The organism is Caldisericum exile AZM16c01, from assembly GCF_000284335.1.
GTDB classification, from domain to species: domain Bacteria; phylum Caldisericota; class Caldisericia; order Caldisericales; family Caldisericaceae; genus Caldisericum; species Caldisericum exile.
The window spans coordinates 174290-194634 of sequence record NC_017096.1; the positions used below are offsets into that span (position 1 = coordinate 174290).

The following is a 20345-nucleotide window of genomic DNA, read 5'->3' on the forward strand; positions in this document are numbered from 1 at the left end:
AAAAATTTTTAGGAGGTTAAAAATGAAAAAAACATTATTAGCAATTGGTTCAATAATATTAGCAATTGGAATTATATTTACAGGTTGTAGCAGCGCAAATTTGGGTAGTATAGGTTCTGTAACTAATAATCCTACAGATAACCCAACACAGGTTGTAGTTTCACCTTCAACAACTACAACTTCTGACCTTGCAAATATTGAAAAAGACGGACTTCTTTACATGGTTGAAGAGGAGAAACTTGCAAGGGATGTTTACGGATACCTATATAACCTTTGGGGATTAACCACATTTAAGAACATCCAAAGTGCAGAACAAACACATATGGATGAAGTTTTAAGCTTAATTGATAAGTACGGACTTACAGCACCATCTACACTTGATGAGCCCGGCGTATTTACCGACCCGCATTTACAGGAGTTATACAAGACTTTAACTGAGCAAGGTTCAAAATCTCTTGTTGATGCACTTAAAGTTGGTGCACTTATTGAAGAAACTGATATTATTGATCTCAAATTGATCTCAAAACTTATATTAACAACACAAATAACAATGATATGAAGACTGTCTATACAAACCTCATGAAAGGTTCTGAGAATCACCTAAGGGCTTTTGTAAGTCAGTTATCTGCAAATGGTGTTAAATATGCCCCTGTCTTACTTACAACAGATGAATATAATTCAATAATAAATGGAACAACAGGAAAAGGCAAAGTTAGTAATCAAGGAGGACATTAATGAACGAAAAGAGAAGGGTACTCAACATCAATATGTTGATTGTAAAGATTAAAGGAATAATTTCAACTTTAATCTTCCTTCTCTTTGTTCCTGTCGCTTTCTCTGGCATCGGTCTTTATTTTGCACCATCTGGAAGAGAAGCACGCTTAACTAACTGGACATTTTTAGGTTTCTCAAAAGACGCCCTTGAGACAATGCACTCCATTCCTGGTTTAATATTTTCGGCGTTAATTGTAATTCATCTTTTACTGAATTTTCGGATTTACAAAAATGAAATCATTTGCTTATTAAGGACAAAGTGACGATAAATCTCAAGACATTTATTTGCAATAGGGCTTCTTTAAAGAAGCCCTATTTTTTACTCCACATCTTAAACTAAAGAATTTTTTGTTAATACCTTTTACATTCCTTGTTTTTCCATTTTATTCATTGCGTTTTTGTCAGGACCTTCTTTAAGGTACTTTTCAGGATTTTTCTTAAACTCTTCAAAACAAAAATCACTACAAAAGTAATAAGTTTTGCCGTTGTATTCAAAAGTTACTTTGGCCGTTTCTTCTTTTACAATCATCCCACAAACAGGATCGATGTGTTTCATTTAAACCTCCTAAAGTTTTAATTTATTAAGTCTTAAAGAGTTTGTTATCACATTTATTGAACTAAATGCCATTGCGATTTCGGCAATTGCTGGGTGTAGTAATCCCATCGCAGCAATTGGTATTGCAATAACATTGTAGAACAATGCCCAGAATAAATTTTGTTTAATTTTTTTAAATGTCTCTCTTGAAAGTTCTATTGCCTTAACCACATTTTCAATGTTTCCTTTAACAAGCACAATATCTCCTGCTTCGATTGCTATGTCAGTGCCTGTCCCCATTGCTATTCCAACATCCGCTTGCTTTAAGGCAGGTGCATCATTTACTCCATCTCCAACAAAGGCAACTTTTCTACCTTCATCTTGTAGTTCTCTAACAATTTTGATTTTGTCTTCTGGAAGAACCTCTGCATAAAACCTTTTAATTCCAAGCATTTCTGCCACATTTGATGCTACATTTTTATTATCGCCTGTAATCATAATGATTTCGAAGCCCATTGTTTTAAGTGTATTAATCGTTTTTTTTGCAGTTTCTTTTATCGTATCTTCTATTCCAAAGATACCCACAAGTTTTTCTTCTTTAAAAAGTCCTAAAACAGTTTCACCCTTTTCCTCAAAAGTTTTAATAGTATCCAAAATTTCTTCATTCTTGTTTTCTATTTTACTAATTTTCTTTGCAGTGAAACTCAATCCATTTACCTTTGCAGAAATGCCTACTCCACTTGTTTCTCTAAATTCTTCAATGTTGTAGGAATTGTTTGTTTTAATATCTTGGAATGCCCTTGCTATTGGGTGGCTGGAAAGCTTTTCAATTGACACTAAAGTGTCAAGACCCCCTTTTTCTATCTCTAAAACATCCGCAAGTTTTGGTTTTCCATACGTCAAAGTGCCAGTTTTATCAAATATAACCGTATCTATATCCTTGGCAGTTTGAATTACAGCCCCATTTCTAATAAGGATTCCATTTTTTGCACCAACTCCACTTCCTACCATCAATGCAACAGGTGTTGCAAGTCCAAGAGCACATGGACAGGCAATTACAAGCGTTGCAACAGATGCAAAAATTGCTGCACTTAACCTGTTGAGTGTTGGATTAATCCATGGTAATAAGGTCGAAAGATGCAATGAAACGCTCTTTGCCAATTGAGGAAATAAATACCAGAAACTGAAAGTAACGGTAGCAATAATAACAACTGTTGGGACGAAGTAAGCAGTTATTTTGTCGGCAAAAGCCTGAATTGGCACCTTGCTCCCCTGTGCTTGTTCAACAAGGTCAATTAGTTTTGCTAAGAATGTATCTTTTCCAACTTTGGTTACCTTAACTTTTATAAAACCATTTTCGTTTATAGTTCCTCCAATTACTTCGTCACCTACACTTTTATCAACTGGAAGGGGTTCACCTGTGACCATAGATTCATCAATTGATGATGAACCTTCTATTATAACTCCATCTGTGGGGATTTTTTCAAAAGGCCTTATCACCATTACGTCATCCACATCTAACTCTTCAATGTTAACTTCGATTTCTGTATCGTCCACTATAATATGTGCCTTCTTTGCGCTGAGGTCTAATAGACTCTTGATTGCTTTAGAAGCATTTCCTTTTGCTAGTTCTTCAAGGTATTTTCCTAACAGATGGAAGAACATTATCATTGCACCTACATAGGAGAAGTCTGCAACATTTATTCCTATAAGATTTAAAATACCCGTAAAGAATGCCGCAGTTGTGCCGAGAAAAATTAGAAGATCCATGTTTAAAGCATTATGAAATAATCCTTTTAAGGCTCTCCTTTGGACTTCAAATCCGATGCCATAAACCATTACTGCCGAGAGGATCAAGTTAACATATATCATCCTTTGAAACATTAGAAGGTGGGTCATATCAAGAACCATTAGCACAAAAGAGGGAACCATTAATATACTTGACAAAATAATCTTAATTTTTGCTCTCTTGTAGTCGCTATCTTGTTTCTCCATTTCAGCACTGAGAGAATAACCAATTTTTTCGACATTCTTGAAGATTTCTTCGAAGTTAACTTTTGAAGGGTCATATGAGATAGTTGCTTTGTTTGTTGCAATGTTTACATTTACATCAATGACACCTTCTGATCCTTCAATCGCTTTTTTTACATTCACCGCACACGAGGCACAGTGCATTCCTTTCACTTCAAGGGTTTTCGTTTTAACCAAGACTAATCCCTTCCTTTCGAGAGATACTCGATGATTGATTCAAGTTCTTTGATCTTCTCATCGAAATTTTCACCCTTTGCTGCACTCTTAACGCATGTCTCCAGATGCCTTTTTAAGATTTCCGTGTTCGCCTTTTTGAGAATTGCAATAAGGGCAAGGATCTGTTTTGAGATGTCTATGCAGTATCTGTCACTTTCGATCATTTTTTCAATTCCAACAAGGTGTCCCTCAGCAATTTTAATTAGTTTTAAGGTGTCTTTGTGCTTTGGTGAATGGACAATTTTTGAATCCATTTCTAAATCACAAACGTGTTTATCATTTTTCATTTTCCTTGCCCTCCTTGAATTAGTCTAACAGATGTCTCTTTTTCTTTTCAAACTCTTCGTCAGTTAATTTTCCTTCTGCATAAAGTTGCTTGAGAATTTTTAAGGCTTCGTCTTCATGTTGGTGGGAGTATAGGTGACTATCGCGATGCCCAAATCCATGCAAAATTTCTTTAACACCAAAGGCGATTAGAATAACTATTAGAACCCAGAACAAAAGCATAAGAAACATTCCAAAGCCAGGGAAAAAACCACATGCTCCAAAGAATGGGGCTCTGAACAAAAACCAATGCATCATATTTTTACCTCCTATCTATTCCACCCCACGGGGGGTGGTATCATATTTTACTACTTATTAAAAAATTTGCAATAGTAATAAATTCTTTCTTTAAGATTTATGACTTCTCGAACTGTTTGTTTATTTTGTTTCCTCTTTATTCTTGTATTTATTTGCTTTAAATTAAAAACATTTTTATACTGGTTATAAGGATTTAATTTCAAAAAAGGAGGTAAAACACGTACGATTTAGTTTTGAGGAATGCAAAGCTTAGATTTACAAATGAAAGAGTCGATATTGCAATTGAAAACGGGGTAATTAAAGAAATTGGAAAAGTTTATGGCACTCACAAGCTTGAGATCAACGTAAAAGGAAATCTCGTAACAGAATCGTTTGTTAATCCTCATTTGCATCTTTGTAAATATTTACACTTTTCAAAATAGATGAACTTTCACTTTTGGATTACCATGGAGAGAAAATGGGAAAAGCAATGACTGCAATAGAACTTGCATCTCGTGTTAAGGAGAGCTATTCTCTGGACTGGATTTTTGAAAATGTGAAAGTTGGCCTAAACCTTGCAAAAGAGTATGGAGTAACCCATATAAGGGCATTCGCCGACGTGGATTCAAAAGCAAAACTTGAAGGAATCAAAGCACTTCTAAAAGCAAAAGAGGAGTTTAAAGGGGTTGTTGAGCTTCAAGTAGTTGCCTTTCCTCAAGATGGTGTGGAAAGGGAGTCCGAAGCTTACAATCTTGTAAGAGAAGCGGTAAAAATGGGTGCAGATGTTGTGGGTGGTATTCCGTGGATTGAATTAACCGAAAAAGACGAAGAAACACACATAGATAAAATGTTTGAGATTGCACTTGAATTTGATAAAGATATTTCGATGCTTGTGGACGATGCGGGGGACCCTACATTAAAAACGTTAGAAAAGCTTGCAATAAAAACTTTAGAAACTGGTTATATGGGGAGAGTTTTAGCGCATCATGCAAGGGCGATGTCAATGTATCCAATGCAGTATCTTATGAAATTGATTGCTCTCCTTAAAAAAAGTGGCATTTCAATTGTTACTGATCCCCATACAGGTCCGTTGCATGTGCCAGTAAAAGAACTTTTGTCAAGTGATATCCTTTTAAGCCTTGGACAGGATGATATATTAGATGCATACTATCCTTATGGAAGGAACAATATGCTTGAAGTTGCCTTCCTTGCGTCGCACATTTTATGGATGACAACGGCAGCGGATATGGAAGCACTTTATGATATGATTACCAAAAATCCTGCAAAAGCCATGCGTATAAATGATTATGGGATTGAGTTGGGTAAAACAGCAAATCTCGTAGTACTGAATGCTCCTAATGTACTTGAGGCATTAAGATTCTATGAAAAGCCACTTTATGTAATAAGTCACGAAAACTTCTTTAAAGTGATGGAACTTTTTTCAAATTAATGGTATCTAATTAGCGGAGGTGAAAGAAATGAATAAAAAGTTATTAGTGTTATTTGTGGTAGTTGCAATTTTGACAGTTGTCTTTATTGGTGGAAAAACCCTTCCAAAAGGCGTTGCCACAGCGGATTCGGATCCTACAAATCATACGATTTCTGTAACAGGTGAGGGCTATGTAGAGGTTATTCCGGATATCGCATATCTAAATTTTGGAGTTTTCTTTGAGGATTTAGATCCAGCAAAGGCAATGGATGGACTTGCAACAAAGGCAAGCGGTATAGTCGATGTTCTTGTAAAGCAAGGCATTGCAAAGGAAAAAATCAAGACAAGTGTTCTTAATCTTTCTCCAATTTATTCCTACAATCCACAAACAGGGAAATCCACTTTGGAAGGCTATAGAGCATCTGAAAACTTCATCGTGGAAACAAAGATATTAGATGCAGGCAAAATCCTCAGTGCCATTGTAAAAGCAGGAGTTAACGATATTGGTGGTATTTCTTTTGATGCATCAAATAAAGATAATCTTAAACTTCAGGCAATTGAGAATGCGATGAAGAATGCACGCGCAAAGGCAGATGCGTCTTTGAAGAATACAAACTATAAAGTAACCGGTATTAAGTCTATTTCTATTGAGTCAATTAGTTATCCTCAACCTGTTTTCAAGTCATTTGCAGCAGGGGCAACTCAAGCAAATGTCCCCGTTGAAGGTGGAACTCTAAAAGTTAATGTGAATGTGCAAGTTGTGTTTACATTTGATTAAAACTTTGTGGTAATGCTCTTTTAAGGCTGGGTTATTGCCCAGCCTTTTTAATTTTAACAAGCTTTATATCAATAAACGACTTTAACTTTCTTAAAAAAGTTATGTAGTCGATATTTTCTTCCTTGAGTACTGAAGATACCGGTAAACCTTTGCCAAGGTCTCTCAAGAATTTTAAGTCGGATCCTGAGAGTGAAATATTCTCAAAATTTGCTTCCTGAACTAAGTCAAATGTTGTATCATCAGAGATCTCGCTATTTAGACTTGCTAATTCTTCTTTTAAAGCAATACCCTCAGTGATCACATCAAAAAATGGCTTTGATATTGTTATAAACTTTGAATTTAACATTTCCTTAAACTCAAAGGTGCCTTTCGTCTCTATGAAAGCCTCTAAAACAGCATTTATTCCTCTTTCGTAATGAGGAGAAAATGCATGATATATGTTGTCCTTGTTTATGTAAATTCCGTATTGACCATGAGCACCTTGAATGTCAATTCTTCCAAATTTCTTTGACTGATTTACAGCCTGAAGTATCTCTTCAAGAGAGAAACTTTCAAGGGTCCCTTTCATTAAATTCTTTTCTTGGGGTTATTTAGAATCCTCTACCTTAAACCTTTTTCTTTCCCTAAATTCTTCCCTTTTTCCGTTGTTCCAGTGCTGAACAGGCCTAAGATAACCAACTGGCCTTGACCAGATTTCGCAACGAGTCCTCATTTCTTTAGGGATAACAGTGCCGTCTTCAAGGATAAGGTCACCTTCATTTAGTACTTTCTCTGCCATCTCTTCCTCCTTCATCAATAAAATTATAATCAAAAAATAAAAAATGCAATGCTTTTAATTCTTTTTTTAAAAAATATTTTGAAATACACTTTGTCATTTTTAGAAGAGTAATATAATATTTCTGAAAACCTAAAATTTTTTTGTAGAAAGGAGGTAGTACAATGAAAAAGCTTTTATCATTTTTGGTTGTAGTTATGTTGCTAATCGCATTTATTCCCGTTTTACCAAAGCAACCTATTGCAAATGCTACAACCTATGGAAATGTAGACGTGGATGTACTTGTTGAACGTGGGGTTATACAGGGCTTTCCCGATGGTCAACTTCATCTGGAGAGGACGCTTACCAGAGCAGAGTTTGCAAAAATGATCGTTAGGGCTTTTCCCTATGACTTTATCCCATGGTTTAATCTTCCAAAGTATTCTTTTAAGGACACACCAAAGGATTTTTGGGCGTCTCCTTACATTGAAACACTTGCAAAGGCAAAGGTATTTATGGGATATCCAGACGGCACATTCAAGCCCAATAGTCCTATCACACTTGATGAAGCAGTTTTAGTGCTCTCCAGGGCGCTACAAATTACAAATCCGCAAGCCGAAGATGTGATTTCGAGTTTCAAAGATGTATCAATGCTTTTACCTGAAGCAAAAGATTTTGTAAATTACTTTGTAAAAATGGGATTTTACAAACCCACTGGTGATACTCTTGGTGCAGGAAAACCAATAACAAGGGAAACTTTTGTCCACATGCTCGCATCCTCGCGATTCCCAGTTATCACAATTCTTCACACAAATGACTTCCATATGTATTTACTTGGTTCTACCGATAAAGATAAAAAACCAATTGGTGGAAGTGCAAGAATTTATACAGTCGTAAAAGAAGAAAGAGCATACAACCCTGATAGAACTCTTCTTGTTGATGCAGGAGACGCAATTGGTGGTGGTCCCCCAATTGGTGCATTCTTCTATGGAAAAGACGTCATTGAAGTTTACAATGCAATGGGTTATAACTATGCAACATTTGGGAACCATGAGTTTGATTGGGGAAAGGATCTTCTTGCGCAAAGAGTGTCTGAGGCAAAATACACATATCTATGCGCAAATATTATCGACACAAAGACAAACTCTACATTTATGAGTAAACCATACGAAATTAAACCGTTTGGTTTTGTAAAACTTGGTCTTTTTGGGCTTGATAATCCTCAACTTCCAATACTTGTAAATCCGAATGGAATTCAAGGGCTTGAAATTCTTGACCCTGTAAAAACTGCAACAAATGTTGTCTCAACATTAAAAGATAATTCGAACTTTGTAGTACTTCTTTCTCACCTTGGCTATACTGCAACAGACTACTACACTGGAGATATCGGAGATGTCCAACTTGCAAAACAAGTTAACGGTATAAACCTTATTATTGGCGGACATTCGCATACAGTACTTGATAAGCCAACAGTCGTTAATGGAACGTATATTGTTCAAACGGGCTCATATGGAAATAATCTTGGTGAAGTAAAACTCTACTTTGAGGCAAAGGCAAATTCTGTAAGACTTTCAAAGATTGACTACAAACTGATACCGATTAATGCCAACGTTAAAGAGGACGAGACAATTCTATCAATTATTAAGCCCTACAATGATGAAGTAACAAAGAAAATGTCAGAAGTTATTGGCGAAGCACTTGTTGATCTTGATGGTTCAAGACCTAATATAAGAATTAAAGAAACAAACCTTGGCGATTTTATTGCAGATTGGATGAGAGAAATTTCAGGTGCTGATATTGCAATTACAAACGGTGGAGGTATTAGGGCATCTATTCCAAAAGGACCTATAAGTGTTGGAACAGTGTATACAGTTCTTCCATTTGATAATCTTATTGTCCTCCTGGAGTTGAAGGGCTCTGATATAATTGCAGCACTTGAAAACGGATACTCACAGGTTGAGGCTACTGCTGGAAGATTTGCACAAATTTCGGGAATTAGGGTTAAAGTAGACCTTTCCAAAAAACCTGGAAGTAGAGTTGTTGAAGTAAAACTTGCAAACGGCACACCTCTTGATCCCAACAAGGTTTACAAAGTTGCAACAAATGACTTCATGGCAGCAGGTGGCGATGGCTATACTGTGTTGAAGAATGCACTTTCAATCAAGATAGTTACTGGAAACTACATGAGAGATGACCTTGTAAATTATATTAAGTCAAATCCAAAAGTCTTTAAAGAAGTTGACGGAAGAATAACCTTTGTAACTCCTTAAGTGAATTGCTAAATTTAATAGATAAAGGGGGGGCTTTTACCCCCCCCTTTGTTTTGTTTGAATTTTTCATTCATCTACTCAAAATATTTTAAGTTTTCTTCGTTAAAAATATGAGGTGCAACGACACTTACAAGGTTAAACATTTCTTGCGCCATTTTCCTTATCTCCCACTGAGCATGTGGGTCAAGACGAAGTTTAAAAAAGTGCATTAATTCTCTTGCATTTGCTGTTGCAACTATTTTAGTTTCTGTTGCATTAGGTAAAATAAATCTTGCATCTTCTTCTGGAATTTTTAAGGAAAGAAGTTTTTTGTAAGATTCTTCTATTGTTTTTAATGTTTTTTCGAATACCTCAAGTGCCTCAAGATTATTCTTGACTGATGGAGGAAATATAAACACTGGGTTTTCATATTTTACATATCTTTGAGATTGTTGTGTGAATGAAAAAAATCTGTGTCTTACAAATTGATGCGAGCAAGATCGTGAAATACCTTCAATTGCAAATGTAAAACTTATATGCTCAAAAACAGAATAATGCCCGAGTTGAAGTGCAAGGTTTATAAGGTGAATTATATCTTCCTCTTTAAGGTTCAAATCTTTAACACTACCGAGATTACGTGATTGTCTCATAGCAATTGCAACAGTGAGTTCTGGATTAGGTGTAAAGTTTATAAGAGTAATTAATACACTACCTTCGAGCACTTGTCCCCCTTCGGTATTCAGTTTTAAAAATACACTACAAACTATTTACAATTTGGTTTGTTTTTCTTTTGGTTGGTGATTTTCTTTATTAATTTAACAATTTTTCTTTCGCTTTTAAATAACTTTCTTTTTAGCATACTTTTAACTTCCCTACTTTCTAAATGTCTATTTTCAAATCCACGTTAATTTTAGCAGATTTTTTATTATTTTCAAGTTCACCTTTCCGGGCTTTCTCTTTCAACTCTTCATCGCACAGAGGGCAGAATTCATGTTCCCCTGGGATATATCCATGTTTGGGGCAAATTGAGAAAGACGGAGTAAGTGTAATATAGGGCAGTTCATAGTTCTCGAGTATCTTTCTTACGAATACTTTTGCAGAATTTGGATTGTATAGTCTTTCGCCTAAGAAAAAGTGGACGACCGTTCCTCCCGTATACAATTTTTGAACTGGTTCTTGGAGTTCTGCAAGTTCAAATGGGTCATCTGTGTAATTTACTGGTAGTTGGGTTGAGTTTGTGTAGAATGGATTTTCTTCCGACCCTCCCGTAATTATATCAGGAAATTCTTTTTTATCTTTTAACGCAAGAGAATAAGAAGTTGACTCAGACGGTGTTGCCTCCAAATTAAACAAATGGCCTGTGTCTTTCTGAAATTTTTGAAGCAATTCTCTTATGTGCAACATTACTTCAACTGCATTCTGAATGCCTTTTTGTGTTCCCATGTGGATTGACCTATCAAAAAGCATCTGCAGTGCTTCGTTCATGCCTATTATTCCTATTGTTGAGAAGTGATTGTCCCAAAATTTGCCTGTTTCCTCTTTTATGGGTTCAAGATAAATTCTTGAATACGGATAAAGTCCCATTTCGGTGAACTTTTCTACAGTTTCTCTTTTCTTTTCAAGCCCTTCTTTTGAGGCTTCAAGAATTTCATCAAGCATTTTGTAAAACTCATTTATATTGTGTTTTGATAAGTAGGCAATACGAGGAAGATTAATTGTGATGACGCCCACACTTCCTGTTAACGGGTTTGCTCCAAATAGCCCCCCGCCCTTATTTTTGAGCTCTCTTGTATCTAATCGAAGCCTACAACACATACTCCTCGCATCTTCAGGTCTTAAATCAGAGTTTATATAGTTTGCAAAATATGGCGTTCCGTATTTTGCTGTTGATTCCCAAATTGGTTCAAGCACAGGATTATCCCAATCAAAATCTTTTGAGACATTGATCGTTGGAATTGGAAATGTGAATGGTCTTCCATGACCATCGCCTTCAATAAACACTTCAAATAGCGCCTTGTTAATTAAATCCATTTCTTTTTGGAACATACCATATGTGTATTCCTTTATGGGCTTCCCGCCGATTACAACTGGTTTATCTTTTAAAAGAGGATGAGGTGTTAAATCAATGGTTATGTTTGAGAATGGTGACTGTCCTCCTGTTCTCATTGTTTGGTTCATATTATAGACAAACTCCTGAATTTGCTGTTTGACCTCTTTGTAGGTGAGCTTATCAAAATACACAAAAGGTGCTAAAAGAGTATCAAAAGAGGAGAATGCAACTGCACCTGCTGCTTCATTTTGAAGCGTAAATAAGAAGTTCATCATCTGTCCTAAAATTGATGAAAGGTGCTTTGCAGGTGTTGAATAAGGTTTACCGGGGACTCCGCCGAAGCCTCTTTTAATTAGATCCTCCAAGTCCCACCCAACGCAATAGCTTCCTAAGAAGGAGAGATTGTGGATATGCACAAATCCATCTTTGTGGTAATCAGAAATCTTCTTTGGATAGACTTTCTCAAGCCAGTATATCTCCTCTGCTTTACCGGTAATATATGCTTTCAAGCCTTGTATTGAGTAGTTTATGTTAGCATTTTCGTGAATTTCCCAGGTTTCTTCTCCTATGTATTTATCAAAAAGTTCAGGTATATCTAAATGTTTTCTTAATTCCCTTAATTCCCTTCTCTTTTCTCTATATATAATGAATGCCTTTGCTGTTTGATAAAATCCTTTTCGCATTAATATTTCTTCAATTTTGTTTTGAATAATCTCAATGTTAATGGGTTCGGATTCGTCAATCAGTTCATTTAATACAATGTTTGTAAGATATTCTGCTACATCTTCTCCAAATTCGTGAGTTGCAATCCCAGCTTTTAAAATTGCCCTAGTTATCTTTTCTTTTTGGAAAGGAACAATTCTTCCATCTCTTTTTTGGACAAATTTTATCATCTCTATCACTCCTTTATATGGATAGGATAAACTAATTTAGCCTAAAATCAAATACCATTTGAATAATAATGTTTAAAAAGTTAAGTTTAATAAAGCCTCTTTTAAAAAAATCACCACAAACGGAACTGCTTTAACACGATGCGATTTCAAAAAAGTATTAAAAAAATTGCAAAAATCCCCCTAAAACCTATTGACATAAAGTAAAATTCGTATATATTAAAATTAAGCAAGTATTTATGCGGTGTCCTTAAGAGAGACTGCATAAATACTTGAAAAATTGATATAGGAAAGGAGGTGAAAACGGATGAACAAGCCAGAACTCATTACGGCAGTTGCTGAGAAAACCGGCATGAAGAAGAAAGATGTCGAAGCAATGCTTGATGCATTCATCGATGTCGTAAAAGAAACCCTCAAGAAAGGTGACAAAGTAGCACTTATTGGCTTCGGCACCTGGGCAACAAGGGAGAGAGCAAAGAGGAATGGTGTTAACCCCAGAACCGGAAAGAAGATTTCTATTCCAGCAAAAGTAGTTCCTTACTTCAAAGTCGGTAAAGAGTTAAAAGATGCAGTTTCCAAGTAGTTCCTAAGCCTTTTTTTGTTATGGGGGCCTTTAAGGCCCCTTTATTTATAAACAATAAAATCTACATAACCGTTAATATCTTTCAGAGTATAATCCATAAGAATAATTTACATGATGTAAAAAATAAACTCTTGACTTTATAATTTTTTTTCATATAATTCTTGCAACAAATTTAGTAGGGGTAAAAAAAACGGAAGAGGAGGCGAAAGATGGCAAAGAAGTTTTTAGTTGTGCTACTTCTTATCGTAGCACTCGTAAGCACGACATTTACAGGTTGTACGTCGAAAGGACCAAGCACAATCAAAATTGGAGGAATTGGTCCTGTAACTGGTGAAGCATCCACTTTTGGTGTTTCAACAAAAAACGGCTATGAGATGATGATCGAGGAGTGGAACGCAAAGGGCGGAGTTTTGGGTAAGAAAATCGAATTGGTCTTTGCAGATGACAAAGGAGACCCAACAGAAGGTGCAACAGCGGCACAGAAACTCATTAATGAGGACAAAGTAGTTGCTATTGCAGGTACAGTTATGAGTAAAGTATCCCTTGCAATTGCACCTATTTGTCAGAGTGCAGGAATACCTATGGTTTCGCCTACATCAACAAACCCCAAGGTTACACAAGTTGGAGATTATATCTTCAGGGCATGCTTCATCGACCCGTTCCAAGGGACAGTTGGCGCACTATTTGCGTACAACAATCTTGGCGCAAAGAAAGCGGGAGTCCTCTTTGATAACAGTAATGATTACACAAAGGGACTCGCAGAGTTCTTTAGAGACAAGTTTAATGCTCTTGGTGGGACCATTGTTGCATTTGAAGGTCACCCAGCAGGAACAACTGACTTTACTCCCTTCTTAACAAAGATTCTTGCTGGCAACCCTGATGTAATTTATTGTTCAGATTACTATAACGACGACGGTCTTATGGCAAAACAGGCAAGGCAACTTGGCTATAAAGGACCATTCCTTGGTGGCGATGGTTGGGATTCACCAGATTTGGTAAAGATTGGTGGAGATGCAGTTAATAACTCCTACTTTACAAACCACTTCTCTAAAGATGACCAAAGACCTGAAGTTCAGGAGTTTGTAAAGAAGTATACTCAAAAGTATGGTCAAGCACCAGATGCTCTTGCAGCACTTGGATATGATGCTATGGGTCTTATTCTTCAGGCAATCCAAAATGCAGGCTCAACAGATGGCGCAAAAATTAGAGATGCTTTGAAGAACATAGAATACCATGGTGTTTCAGGTGTAATCAAGTTTGATGAAAATAGGAATCCTGTAAAATCTGCAGTTATAATAAAGATCGAAAACGGACAGCAAGTATACGTAACAACTGTAAATCCATAAGATTCTTCTTTAAGGCAGGGGTGAAACCCCTGCCATTTTTAGAAAGAAGGTGAAAAATGAGCGGGATATTTAATCTTCAGCAGTTAATTAACGGTATCCAACTTGGAAGCGTCTATGCGTTGATTGCAATAGGATACACTCTTGTCTATGGAATAATACGATTGGTGAACTTTGCTCATGGCGATTTCTACATGCTTGGTGCATATGCTGCCTATTTTACAATTAATTTTCTAATGGCGCAGCGTATGGGGCAAAATACATTAATCGTAATAGCGCTCCTTGCGAGTATGTCTGTAGGTTCACTTGTTGCTTTCCTTTCAAATAGGATTGCATATAGAAAGTTAAGATACAAACCAAGACTTTCTGCGCTCATTACAGCAATTGGTGTTTCAATGTTTCTTGAATACTTTTCATCAGCAATTCCTGCAATTGGGCCATCCTATAGGCCATTCCCGCAATTTATCTCAATAAAGGATTTTAACATTGGGACAGTCCATTTTACAAACTATCAAATAATTAATGTTTCAATTGCAATTGTTCTAATGATAATCCTTACTTACATTATTTTCTATACACGCCTTGGAATGGCAATGAGGGCATCAGCTCAGGACAAGGACGCACTGAGACTTATGGGTATTGACCTTGAAAGAATTATTGATCTTACTTTTATCATTGGTGGTGCGCTTGCAGGTGCAGCAGGATTACTTGCAGGACTCACATATCCAAGAATTATGCCTTATATGGGTATTGTACCAGGATTGAAAGCATTTATTGCAGCGGTTTTAGGCGGTATTGGGAATGTAGTTGGTGCTATGCTTGGTGCATTCATACTTGGTATTGCTGAGGTTTTGGGATATGCTATAAACTCTATCGTAGGGGAAGGAATCGCATACGCAATTCTAATAATTGTTCTCATTTTCCTTCCTCAGGGATTATTTGGCAAGAAGACAGGAGAAAAGGTGTAATATGAAAGTGCTAACTAAAAACAGGTTACTTTTTATATATGCTTTAATTCTTTTTGTAGTTATTCAAATTCTTTATTCGGTAGGCATTCTTAATAATTACTATATGCAAATTATCGATATTGCTCTTATTAATATTATTCTTGCAACGAGTTTAAATATTATTAATGGCTTCACGGGGCAATTCTCTTTGGGCCATGGCGGATTTATGGCAGTTGGTGCATATACTGCAGGTGTCCTAACAACATTAATTTGGAAAGTTGGGCAGATGCAAGCACTCCCTAAATTTAGCCTCTTTATCATTGCGGTTCTTCTTGGAGGCGTAGTTGCTGCAATAATCGGCATTCTTTTGGGGATTCCTTCTTTGAGGTTAAGAGGCGATTATCTTGCGATAGTTACTCTTGCATTCCAAGAAATTGTAAGAGTCGGAATAAATGCAATTGATTACGTGGGTGGTCCGAGAGGTCTATTGGGTATCCCAAGGCTTTCAACATTTGCTATGATTTACTTCTTTACATTGATTTCAATTTTTATCATGAAAAATATTGTTTATTCAACAGTAGGAAGAGCGATGAAATCAATTAGAGAAGATGAAGTTGCTTCAGAACTTGTTGGTGTAAATACCACAAAATACAAGGTTATGGCATTTTCAATTGGTGCATTCTTTGCCGGTGTTGCAGGAGCCTTGCTTGTGCATGTTCTTCAACTTGCACATCCTACGATGTTTGGCTTTACAAGTCCAAGTATCGCAGGTCCATTAAGTATCCTTGTTATGGTGTATATTGGTGGTGCAGGAAGTTTAAGTGGTTCGATAATTGCAGCTGTTGTTCTTACTGTTTTATCAGAGCTTTTAAGGCTTGGAATAGACTCATTGAACGGACTTCATATATTCCCATTCACAATTGGTCCTGAGTGGAGAATGGTTGTTTATGCAGTGCTTCTCATTGTGGTAATGCTCTACCGAACCGAGGGAATTATGGGTCAAAGAGAATTTAAGATACTTGTTCCGGAAGAGGAGGAGAAAAATGCAACGGGTAGTGCTTAAACTTGACTCTGTAACTCACTACTTTGGAGGCCTTCGTGCTGTTCATAATTTCAATCTTGAACTTCCAGAAGGTGCATTGTGGGGACTCATTGGTCCAAATGGTGCAGGTAAAACAACGATCTTTAACCTCATTACGGGTGTTTATATTCCAACAGAGGGCAAAATCTATTTATATGATAAAGATATTACGACATATAAACCGCACGATGTTGTTGCGGTTGGTATTGCAAGAACATTTCAGAATTTAAGAATTTTCGGAAACCTTACAGTACTTGACAACATTCGAATCGCAGGTCACTACAGGTTAAAATATGGTCTTGTTGATTCAATAATAAGAACACCTTCTTATTACAAAGAGGAAAAGTCCGTTACAGAAGAAAGTCTTGAACTCCTTGAGCTTTTTAAACTTAAAGATAAGGCATATTTACCTGCAAAGGCACTTCCTTATGGGGAACTACGAAGGCTTGAAATTGCTCGTGCTCTTGCAACACATCCGAAACTGCTTCTTCTTGATGAGCCAGCAGCAGGAATGAACCCAAAGGAAGTTTCAGAACTCATGGAAATGATTCTCTGGATTAGGAACCATTTTAAAGTTACTGTTTATCTTATTGAACACCATATGCAGGTTGTAATGGGTATTTGCGAGCGAATTAAGGTTATGGATTTTGGAGAAACAATTGCCGAAGGCACTCCTACAGAGATCCAGAACAACCCTCGTGTAATTGAAGCGTATCTTGGAAGGAGGGCAAATGTTAAAGGTTAATAATCTCGAAGTTTATTATGGTGCAATCAAAGCCTTGAAGGGCATAAGTTTTGAGGTTAAGAGTGGCACGATTGTTACTCTTATTGGTGCGAATGGTGCAGGCAAAACCACCACATTGAGGACAATCTCAGGACTTGTAAAACCGAAGGCAGGCACAATATTTTTTAAGGATATTGATATAACGAAAATGGAACCTCATATGATCGTCCAACTTGGAGTTGTGCATGTACCAGAAGGGAGAAGAGTTTTCCCTGACTTAACGGTAAAAGAAAACCTTGAACTTGCAGCATGGACTTTAAAGGACAAAAATAGATTTAAAGAAAAACTTGAAGATGTTTTTGAACTTTTCCCGAGACTCAAGGAAAGAGAAAAACAACTTGCAGGAACTCTTTCAGGTGGAGAACAACAGATGTTAGCCTTTGGGCGTGCGCTCATGGTGGATGCAGACCTCATTATGATGGATGAGCCATCAATGGGACTTGCGCCAGTTTTGGTAGAGGAAATTTTTGATACAATTGTAAAAATAAACAAGGAAGGAAAAACTATTTTACTTGTTGAGCAGAATGCCGAGATGGCTTTGGAAATTGCACACTATGCATATGTTCTTGAGGTTGGAAATATTGTTTTTGAAGGTCCTGCAAAAGAGGTAAAAGAAGATCCAAAGGTAAAGGCAGCGTATCTTGGTGCTTAATTTATAGAAAGATGAAAATATTCATGGGCACCGAATGGTGCCCATTTTTATTTCAAAATACTTTCAACTATTTCTTTAATCTTATTTCCGTCAACTACACCTTTAAATTTCTCCATTGCAACTTTCATAACTTTTCCAAAATCTTGCTTCCCTTTTGCGTTAACTTCCTGAACAATTTTCTCAATTTCAGTTCTTAACTCTTCGATTGAGGGTTCTTTTGGTAGATAACTTTTGAGTATTTCAAGTTCTTTTTCTTCCTTTGAAAGGAGATCCTCTCTTTTTGCTTCCGTATACATTACAATTGCTTCTTCTCTTTTCTTAATTTCCTTTCTGATGAGGTCAACAATATCACTATCAGTAATTTCTTTTTGAAGCCCTTTTAATTCTATTTCTCGGTATTTAATTTGTGATCTCAGCATGTTTAATACACTTGCCTTTATTTCATCCTTTTCCTTCATTGCTTGAATGTATTCTTTTTGAATTTGTTCAAGTAATCCCATGTTTACCTCCTATATCATATTATACCATTTATGCTATAATATATTGGTTATGGAATATTTTTTGTGTCCTTTACATAAAAGTATTTTTGGATTCCATTATCTTTTTGCTTTGTTTATTATTATAGTATTTATAATAGGCATTACATACTTTAAAAAGGGACTCATTAGTGAGTCCCTATATTTATTTTTAGGGAGGTTTTGATGAAGGTTCTTGTCATTAATCCAGGCTCGACTTCAACAAAGGTTGCAGTATTTGAGGATGAGAGTTCGCTTTTAGAAAAAACTATCAGACATTCTTCAGATGAATTAAAAGACTTTAAAAGTATCATAGAACAGTACGATTTTAGGGTAAATGTAGTTGAAAAGGAACTAAATGCAAGTGGATTTAACCTAAAGGATTTTGATGCTTTTGTTGGGCGCGGCGGACTATTACACCCAATTGAGTCTGGCACTTATAGGGTTAACGAGGATATGCTCCAAGACCTAAAGGAATGTCGATATGGGGAGCATGCCTCAAACCTTGGTGCAATAATTGCTTATAACCTTGCGCAAAAAGTAGGTAAGCCTGCATACATTGTTGATCCAGTCGTTGTCGACGAAATGGAACCACTTGCTCGATATTCAGGGCTTAAAGGCATCGAAAGAAAATCCATTTGGCATGCGCTTAACCAAAAGGCTGTTGCAAGGAGGGCCGCAAAGGATCTTGGAAAGCGTTACGAAGATGTTAACCTTATTGTTGTCCATCTTGGTGGTGGAATTTCCGTTGCAGCGCACAAAAAAGGAAAAACCATTGATGTGAATAATGCTCTTAATGGTGATGGGCCCTTTGCGCCAGAGAGAGCAGGAGGACTTCCAACGATTAGCCTTGTAGATCTTTGCATGAGTGGTAAATACACGTATGAAGAAATGAAAAAACTCCTTGCAGGTAAGGGAGGTCTTGTGTCTCACCTTGGAACAAATAACGCAATTGAAGTTGAGGAGCGTATTAATAAAGGTGATGAATATGCAAAGCTTGTCTACGAAGCAATGGCATATCAGATTGCTAAAACAATTGGAGAAATGGCGACAGTACTTTATGGAGAAGTTGATGCGATTGTTTTAACTGGCGGTATTGCAAGGTCCCAAATGCTTGTAGACTGGATCAAAGAGCGTGTAAGTTTTATAGCAAAAGTGTTAATATATCCAGGCGAAGATGAAATGCGTGCCCTTTTAGAAGGTGCACTCCGTGTTTTGAAAGGAGAGGAAAAAGAAAAATTTTATGAAAGAATTTGATGTAAGAACCCTTTTAGAAAAAAGGACTCAGATTATTACTGGACGTATTGGCTCTGGAAAAACAGAGATTGCAATAAATCTTGCAATAAAACTAAGCAATTTGCAAGTTCCTGTAAAACTATTTGATCTTGACATTGTAAAGCCTTATGTAAGGATTAGAGATGTAGAAGAGAAATTAAAAGAGTATAACCTTGACCTTATCTTACCACCGCCTTTAACAAGAGTACTTGATGTGCCTGTTTTCCCACCAAATGTTGTATCTGAACTCATGGATAAAACTTCAATACATGTAATCGACGTTGGTGGCGATGCATATGGTGCAGGAAGTATTGCTCAGTTTAGAAACTTTTTTGAGGATTCATATAACATGCTTTTTGTTGTAAACACAAAACGGCCTTATACGGAAACAAAAGAACAAATCCTAAAAGAACTTGAAACAATTCAAAATGCTTCAAAATTGAAGGTGACGCATCTTGTATTAAACACGAACTTGCGGTGGGAAACAACAAAAGAGATCATTAAAGAAGGGTATGAAGTTTTAAAAAACGTTTCTTATGAATTGTCACTACCAATTATTTTTGCAGGCGTTGATGAATCTAAATTGGCGTTAATGGACTCTCTTGATGTGGATGTTTTTCCACTCAAACTATTTGTTAGTCCAATTCCAATATAAGGAGGTTTGGTTAATGGAACCAAAGGTAATTATTGACGAAGAGAGGTGCAAAAGTTGCGGCCTCTGTGTAAGTGTATGTCCAAAACATGTTTTGAGAATCTCTGACAGAATTAACCTTAAAGGGTATCATCCTGTGGAACTTTTTGACAATGAAGGATGTATTTCTTGCGGCTTCTGTTACATTATCTGTCCCGACAGAGCAATCGTTGAAGTAAGAAGACCTGAGAAAGCACAGGTTTAATG

Annotated in this window: 25 protein-coding genes; 16 read left to right on the plus strand and 9 right to left on the minus strand. The window is 36.5% G+C overall.

Translation table 11 applies throughout. The annotated features are described in order from the left end of the window. The first annotated feature begins 22 nt into the window (after window positions 1-22). From CSE_RS08570 to CSE_RS00820, 3 genes are read left to right on the plus strand one after another with little or no spacing between them, the layout of a single operon-like run. On the plus strand, window positions 23-559 hold the full coding sequence (locus CSE_RS08570) for a DUF2202 domain-containing protein (protein ID WP_014452720.1): 537 nt from the start codon (window positions 23-25) through the stop codon (window positions 557-559). Next, entirely contained in the window at window positions 556-735 is a 180-nt protein-coding gene (locus CSE_RS08575) for a DUF2202 domain-containing protein (protein WP_014452721.1), read from the plus strand. Before CSE_RS08570 ends, CSE_RS08575 begins: the two co-directional genes overlap by 4 nt. Beyond that, entirely contained in the window at window positions 735-1037 is a 303-nt protein-coding gene (locus CSE_RS00820) for a DUF4405 domain-containing protein (protein WP_014452722.1), read from the plus strand. The genes CSE_RS08575 and CSE_RS00820 overlap by 1 nt, the downstream gene beginning before the upstream one ends. Window positions 1038-1135: 98 nt before the next feature. Here the strand turns inward: CSE_RS00820 and CSE_RS00825 are convergent, their stop codons facing one another. From CSE_RS00825 to CSE_RS00840, 4 genes are read right to left on the minus strand one after another with little or no spacing between them, the layout of a single operon-like run. Next, a complete protein-coding gene (locus tag CSE_RS00825) occupies window positions 1136-1330 on the minus strand; it encodes a YHS domain-containing protein (protein ID WP_014452723.1) in 195 nt (64 codons plus the stop codon). A 9-nt stretch (window positions 1331-1339) separates the two neighbouring features. Then, complete coding sequence (locus CSE_RS00830) at window positions 1340-3517, minus strand: heavy metal translocating P-type ATPase (protein ID WP_014452724.1); 2178 nt, start codon at window positions 3515-3517, stop codon at window positions 1340-1342. A 2-nt stretch (window positions 3518-3519) separates the two neighbouring features. Then, complete coding sequence (locus CSE_RS00835; RefSeq protein WP_197535274.1) at window positions 3520-3843, minus strand: metal-sensing transcriptional repressor; 324 nt, start codon at window positions 3841-3843, stop codon at window positions 3520-3522. Between the two features lie 19 nt (window positions 3844-3862). After that, the gene (locus CSE_RS00840; RefSeq protein WP_014452726.1) at window positions 3863-4138 is read right to left on the minus strand and encodes an SHOCT domain-containing protein; all 276 of its coding nucleotides are present in this window, start codon (window positions 4136-4138) and stop codon (window positions 3863-3865) included. 233 nt (window positions 4139-4371) lie between these two features. On the opposite strand from CSE_RS00840, the gene CSE_RS08475 reads away from it, so the two are divergent. The 3 genes from CSE_RS08475 to CSE_RS00850 are packed head-to-tail and all read left to right on the plus strand — an operon-like array spanning window position 4372 to window position 6324. After that, complete coding sequence (locus CSE_RS08475; protein WP_014452727.1) at window positions 4372-4560, plus strand: putative hydrolase; 189 nt, start codon at window positions 4372-4374, stop codon at window positions 4558-4560. A gap of 35 nt (window positions 4561-4595) precedes the next feature. Continuing rightward, window positions 4596-5567: an amidohydrolase family protein gene (locus tag CSE_RS00845; protein ID WP_197535275.1), complete on the plus strand. Its 972-nt coding sequence runs from the start codon at window positions 4596-4598 to the stop codon at window positions 5565-5567. Between the two features lie 28 nt (window positions 5568-5595). Further along, the gene (locus tag CSE_RS00850; protein ID WP_014452729.1) at window positions 5596-6324 is read left to right on the plus strand and encodes an SIMPL domain-containing protein; all 729 of its coding nucleotides are present in this window, start codon (window positions 5596-5598) and stop codon (window positions 6322-6324) included. Window positions 6325-6355: 31 nt separating this feature from the next. On the opposite strand, the gene CSE_RS00855 is transcribed toward CSE_RS00850, so the two are convergent. Continuing rightward, entirely contained in the window at window positions 6356-6892 is a 537-nt protein-coding gene (locus CSE_RS00855; RefSeq protein WP_014452730.1) for a DUF4388 domain-containing protein, read from the minus strand. Between the two features lie 18 nt (window positions 6893-6910). Beyond that, entirely contained in the window at window positions 6911-7102 is a 192-nt protein-coding gene (gene nrdD, locus CSE_RS00860) for an anaerobic ribonucleoside-triphosphate reductase (protein WP_014452731.1), read from the minus strand. A 161-nt stretch (window positions 7103-7263) separates the two neighbouring features. Between nrdD and CSE_RS00865 the strand changes: the two genes are divergently transcribed. Beyond that, a complete protein-coding gene (locus CSE_RS00865; protein ID WP_014452733.1) occupies window positions 7264-9348 on the plus strand; it encodes a 5'-nucleotidase C-terminal domain-containing protein in 2085 nt (694 codons plus the stop codon). Between the two features lie 74 nt (window positions 9349-9422). On the opposite strand, the gene thyX is transcribed toward CSE_RS00865, so the two are convergent. Both thyX and CSE_RS00875 read right to left on the minus strand, forming a co-directional pair. Next, window positions 9423-10049, minus strand: coding sequence for an FAD-dependent thymidylate synthase (gene thyX / locus CSE_RS00870; RefSeq protein ID WP_014452734.1), 627 nt, complete (start codon window positions 10047-10049; stop codon window positions 9423-9425). Window positions 10050-10206: 157 nt separating this feature from the next. Continuing rightward, window positions 10207-12270 carry a ribonucleoside triphosphate reductase gene (locus CSE_RS00875; protein ID WP_014452735.1) on the minus strand — a complete coding sequence of 688 codons (2064 nt, stop codon included), beginning with the start codon at window positions 12268-12270 and terminating at the stop codon, window positions 10207-10209. Between the two features lie 304 nt (window positions 12271-12574). Here CSE_RS00875 and CSE_RS00880 point away from each other — a divergent pair, with 304 nt between their 5' ends. From CSE_RS00880 to CSE_RS00905, 6 genes are all read left to right on the plus strand, one after another. Beyond that, on the plus strand, window positions 12575-12850 hold the full coding sequence (locus CSE_RS00880; RefSeq protein WP_014452736.1) for an HU family DNA-binding protein: 276 nt from the start codon (window positions 12575-12577) through the stop codon (window positions 12848-12850). Between the two features lie 209 nt (window positions 12851-13059). Beyond that, complete coding sequence (locus tag CSE_RS00885) at window positions 13060-14196, plus strand: ABC transporter substrate-binding protein (RefSeq protein ID WP_014452737.1); 1137 nt, start codon at window positions 13060-13062, stop codon at window positions 14194-14196. Between the two features lie 56 nt (window positions 14197-14252). Beyond that, window positions 14253-15161, plus strand: a complete 909-nt coding sequence (locus tag CSE_RS00890; protein ID WP_014452738.1) for a branched-chain amino acid ABC transporter permease — start codon at window positions 14253-14255, stop codon at window positions 15159-15161. Between the two features lies 1 nt (window position 15162). After that, complete coding sequence (locus CSE_RS00895) at window positions 15163-16203, plus strand: branched-chain amino acid ABC transporter permease (RefSeq protein ID WP_014452739.1); 1041 nt, start codon at window positions 15163-15165, stop codon at window positions 16201-16203. Then, on the plus strand, window positions 16184-16966 hold the full coding sequence (locus CSE_RS00900; RefSeq protein WP_014452740.1) for an ABC transporter ATP-binding protein: 783 nt from the start codon (window positions 16184-16186) through the stop codon (window positions 16964-16966). The genes CSE_RS00895 and CSE_RS00900 overlap by 20 nt, the downstream gene beginning before the upstream one ends. Next, window positions 16953-17657, plus strand: a complete 705-nt coding sequence (locus CSE_RS00905) for an ABC transporter ATP-binding protein (protein ID WP_014452741.1) — start codon at window positions 16953-16955, stop codon at window positions 17655-17657. The genes CSE_RS00900 and CSE_RS00905 overlap by 14 nt, the downstream gene beginning before the upstream one ends. A gap of 47 nt (window positions 17658-17704) precedes the next feature. Here CSE_RS00905 and CSE_RS00910 read toward each other — a convergent pair whose 3' ends face one another. Beyond that, a complete protein-coding gene (locus CSE_RS00910) occupies window positions 17705-18157 on the minus strand; it encodes a GatB/YqeY domain-containing protein (protein WP_014452742.1) in 453 nt (150 codons plus the stop codon). Window positions 18158-18358: 201 nt separating this feature from the next. Between CSE_RS00910 and buk the strand changes: the two genes are divergently transcribed. The 3 genes from buk to CSE_RS00925 are packed head-to-tail and all read left to right on the plus strand — an operon-like array spanning window position 18359 to window position 20343. Next, window positions 18359-19429, plus strand: a complete 1071-nt coding sequence (buk, locus tag CSE_RS00915; protein WP_014452743.1) for a butyrate kinase — start codon at window positions 18359-18361, stop codon at window positions 19427-19429. Continuing rightward, entirely contained in the window at window positions 19416-20102 is a 687-nt protein-coding gene (locus CSE_RS00920) for a nucleotide-binding protein (protein WP_014452744.1), read from the plus strand. Before buk ends, CSE_RS00920 begins: the two co-directional genes overlap by 14 nt. A 13-nt stretch (window positions 20103-20115) precedes the next feature. Beyond that, window positions 20116-20343: an ATP-binding protein gene (locus CSE_RS00925; RefSeq protein WP_014452745.1), complete on the plus strand. Its 228-nt coding sequence runs from the start codon at window positions 20116-20118 to the stop codon at window positions 20341-20343. Window positions 20344-20345 lie beyond the last annotated feature (2 nt).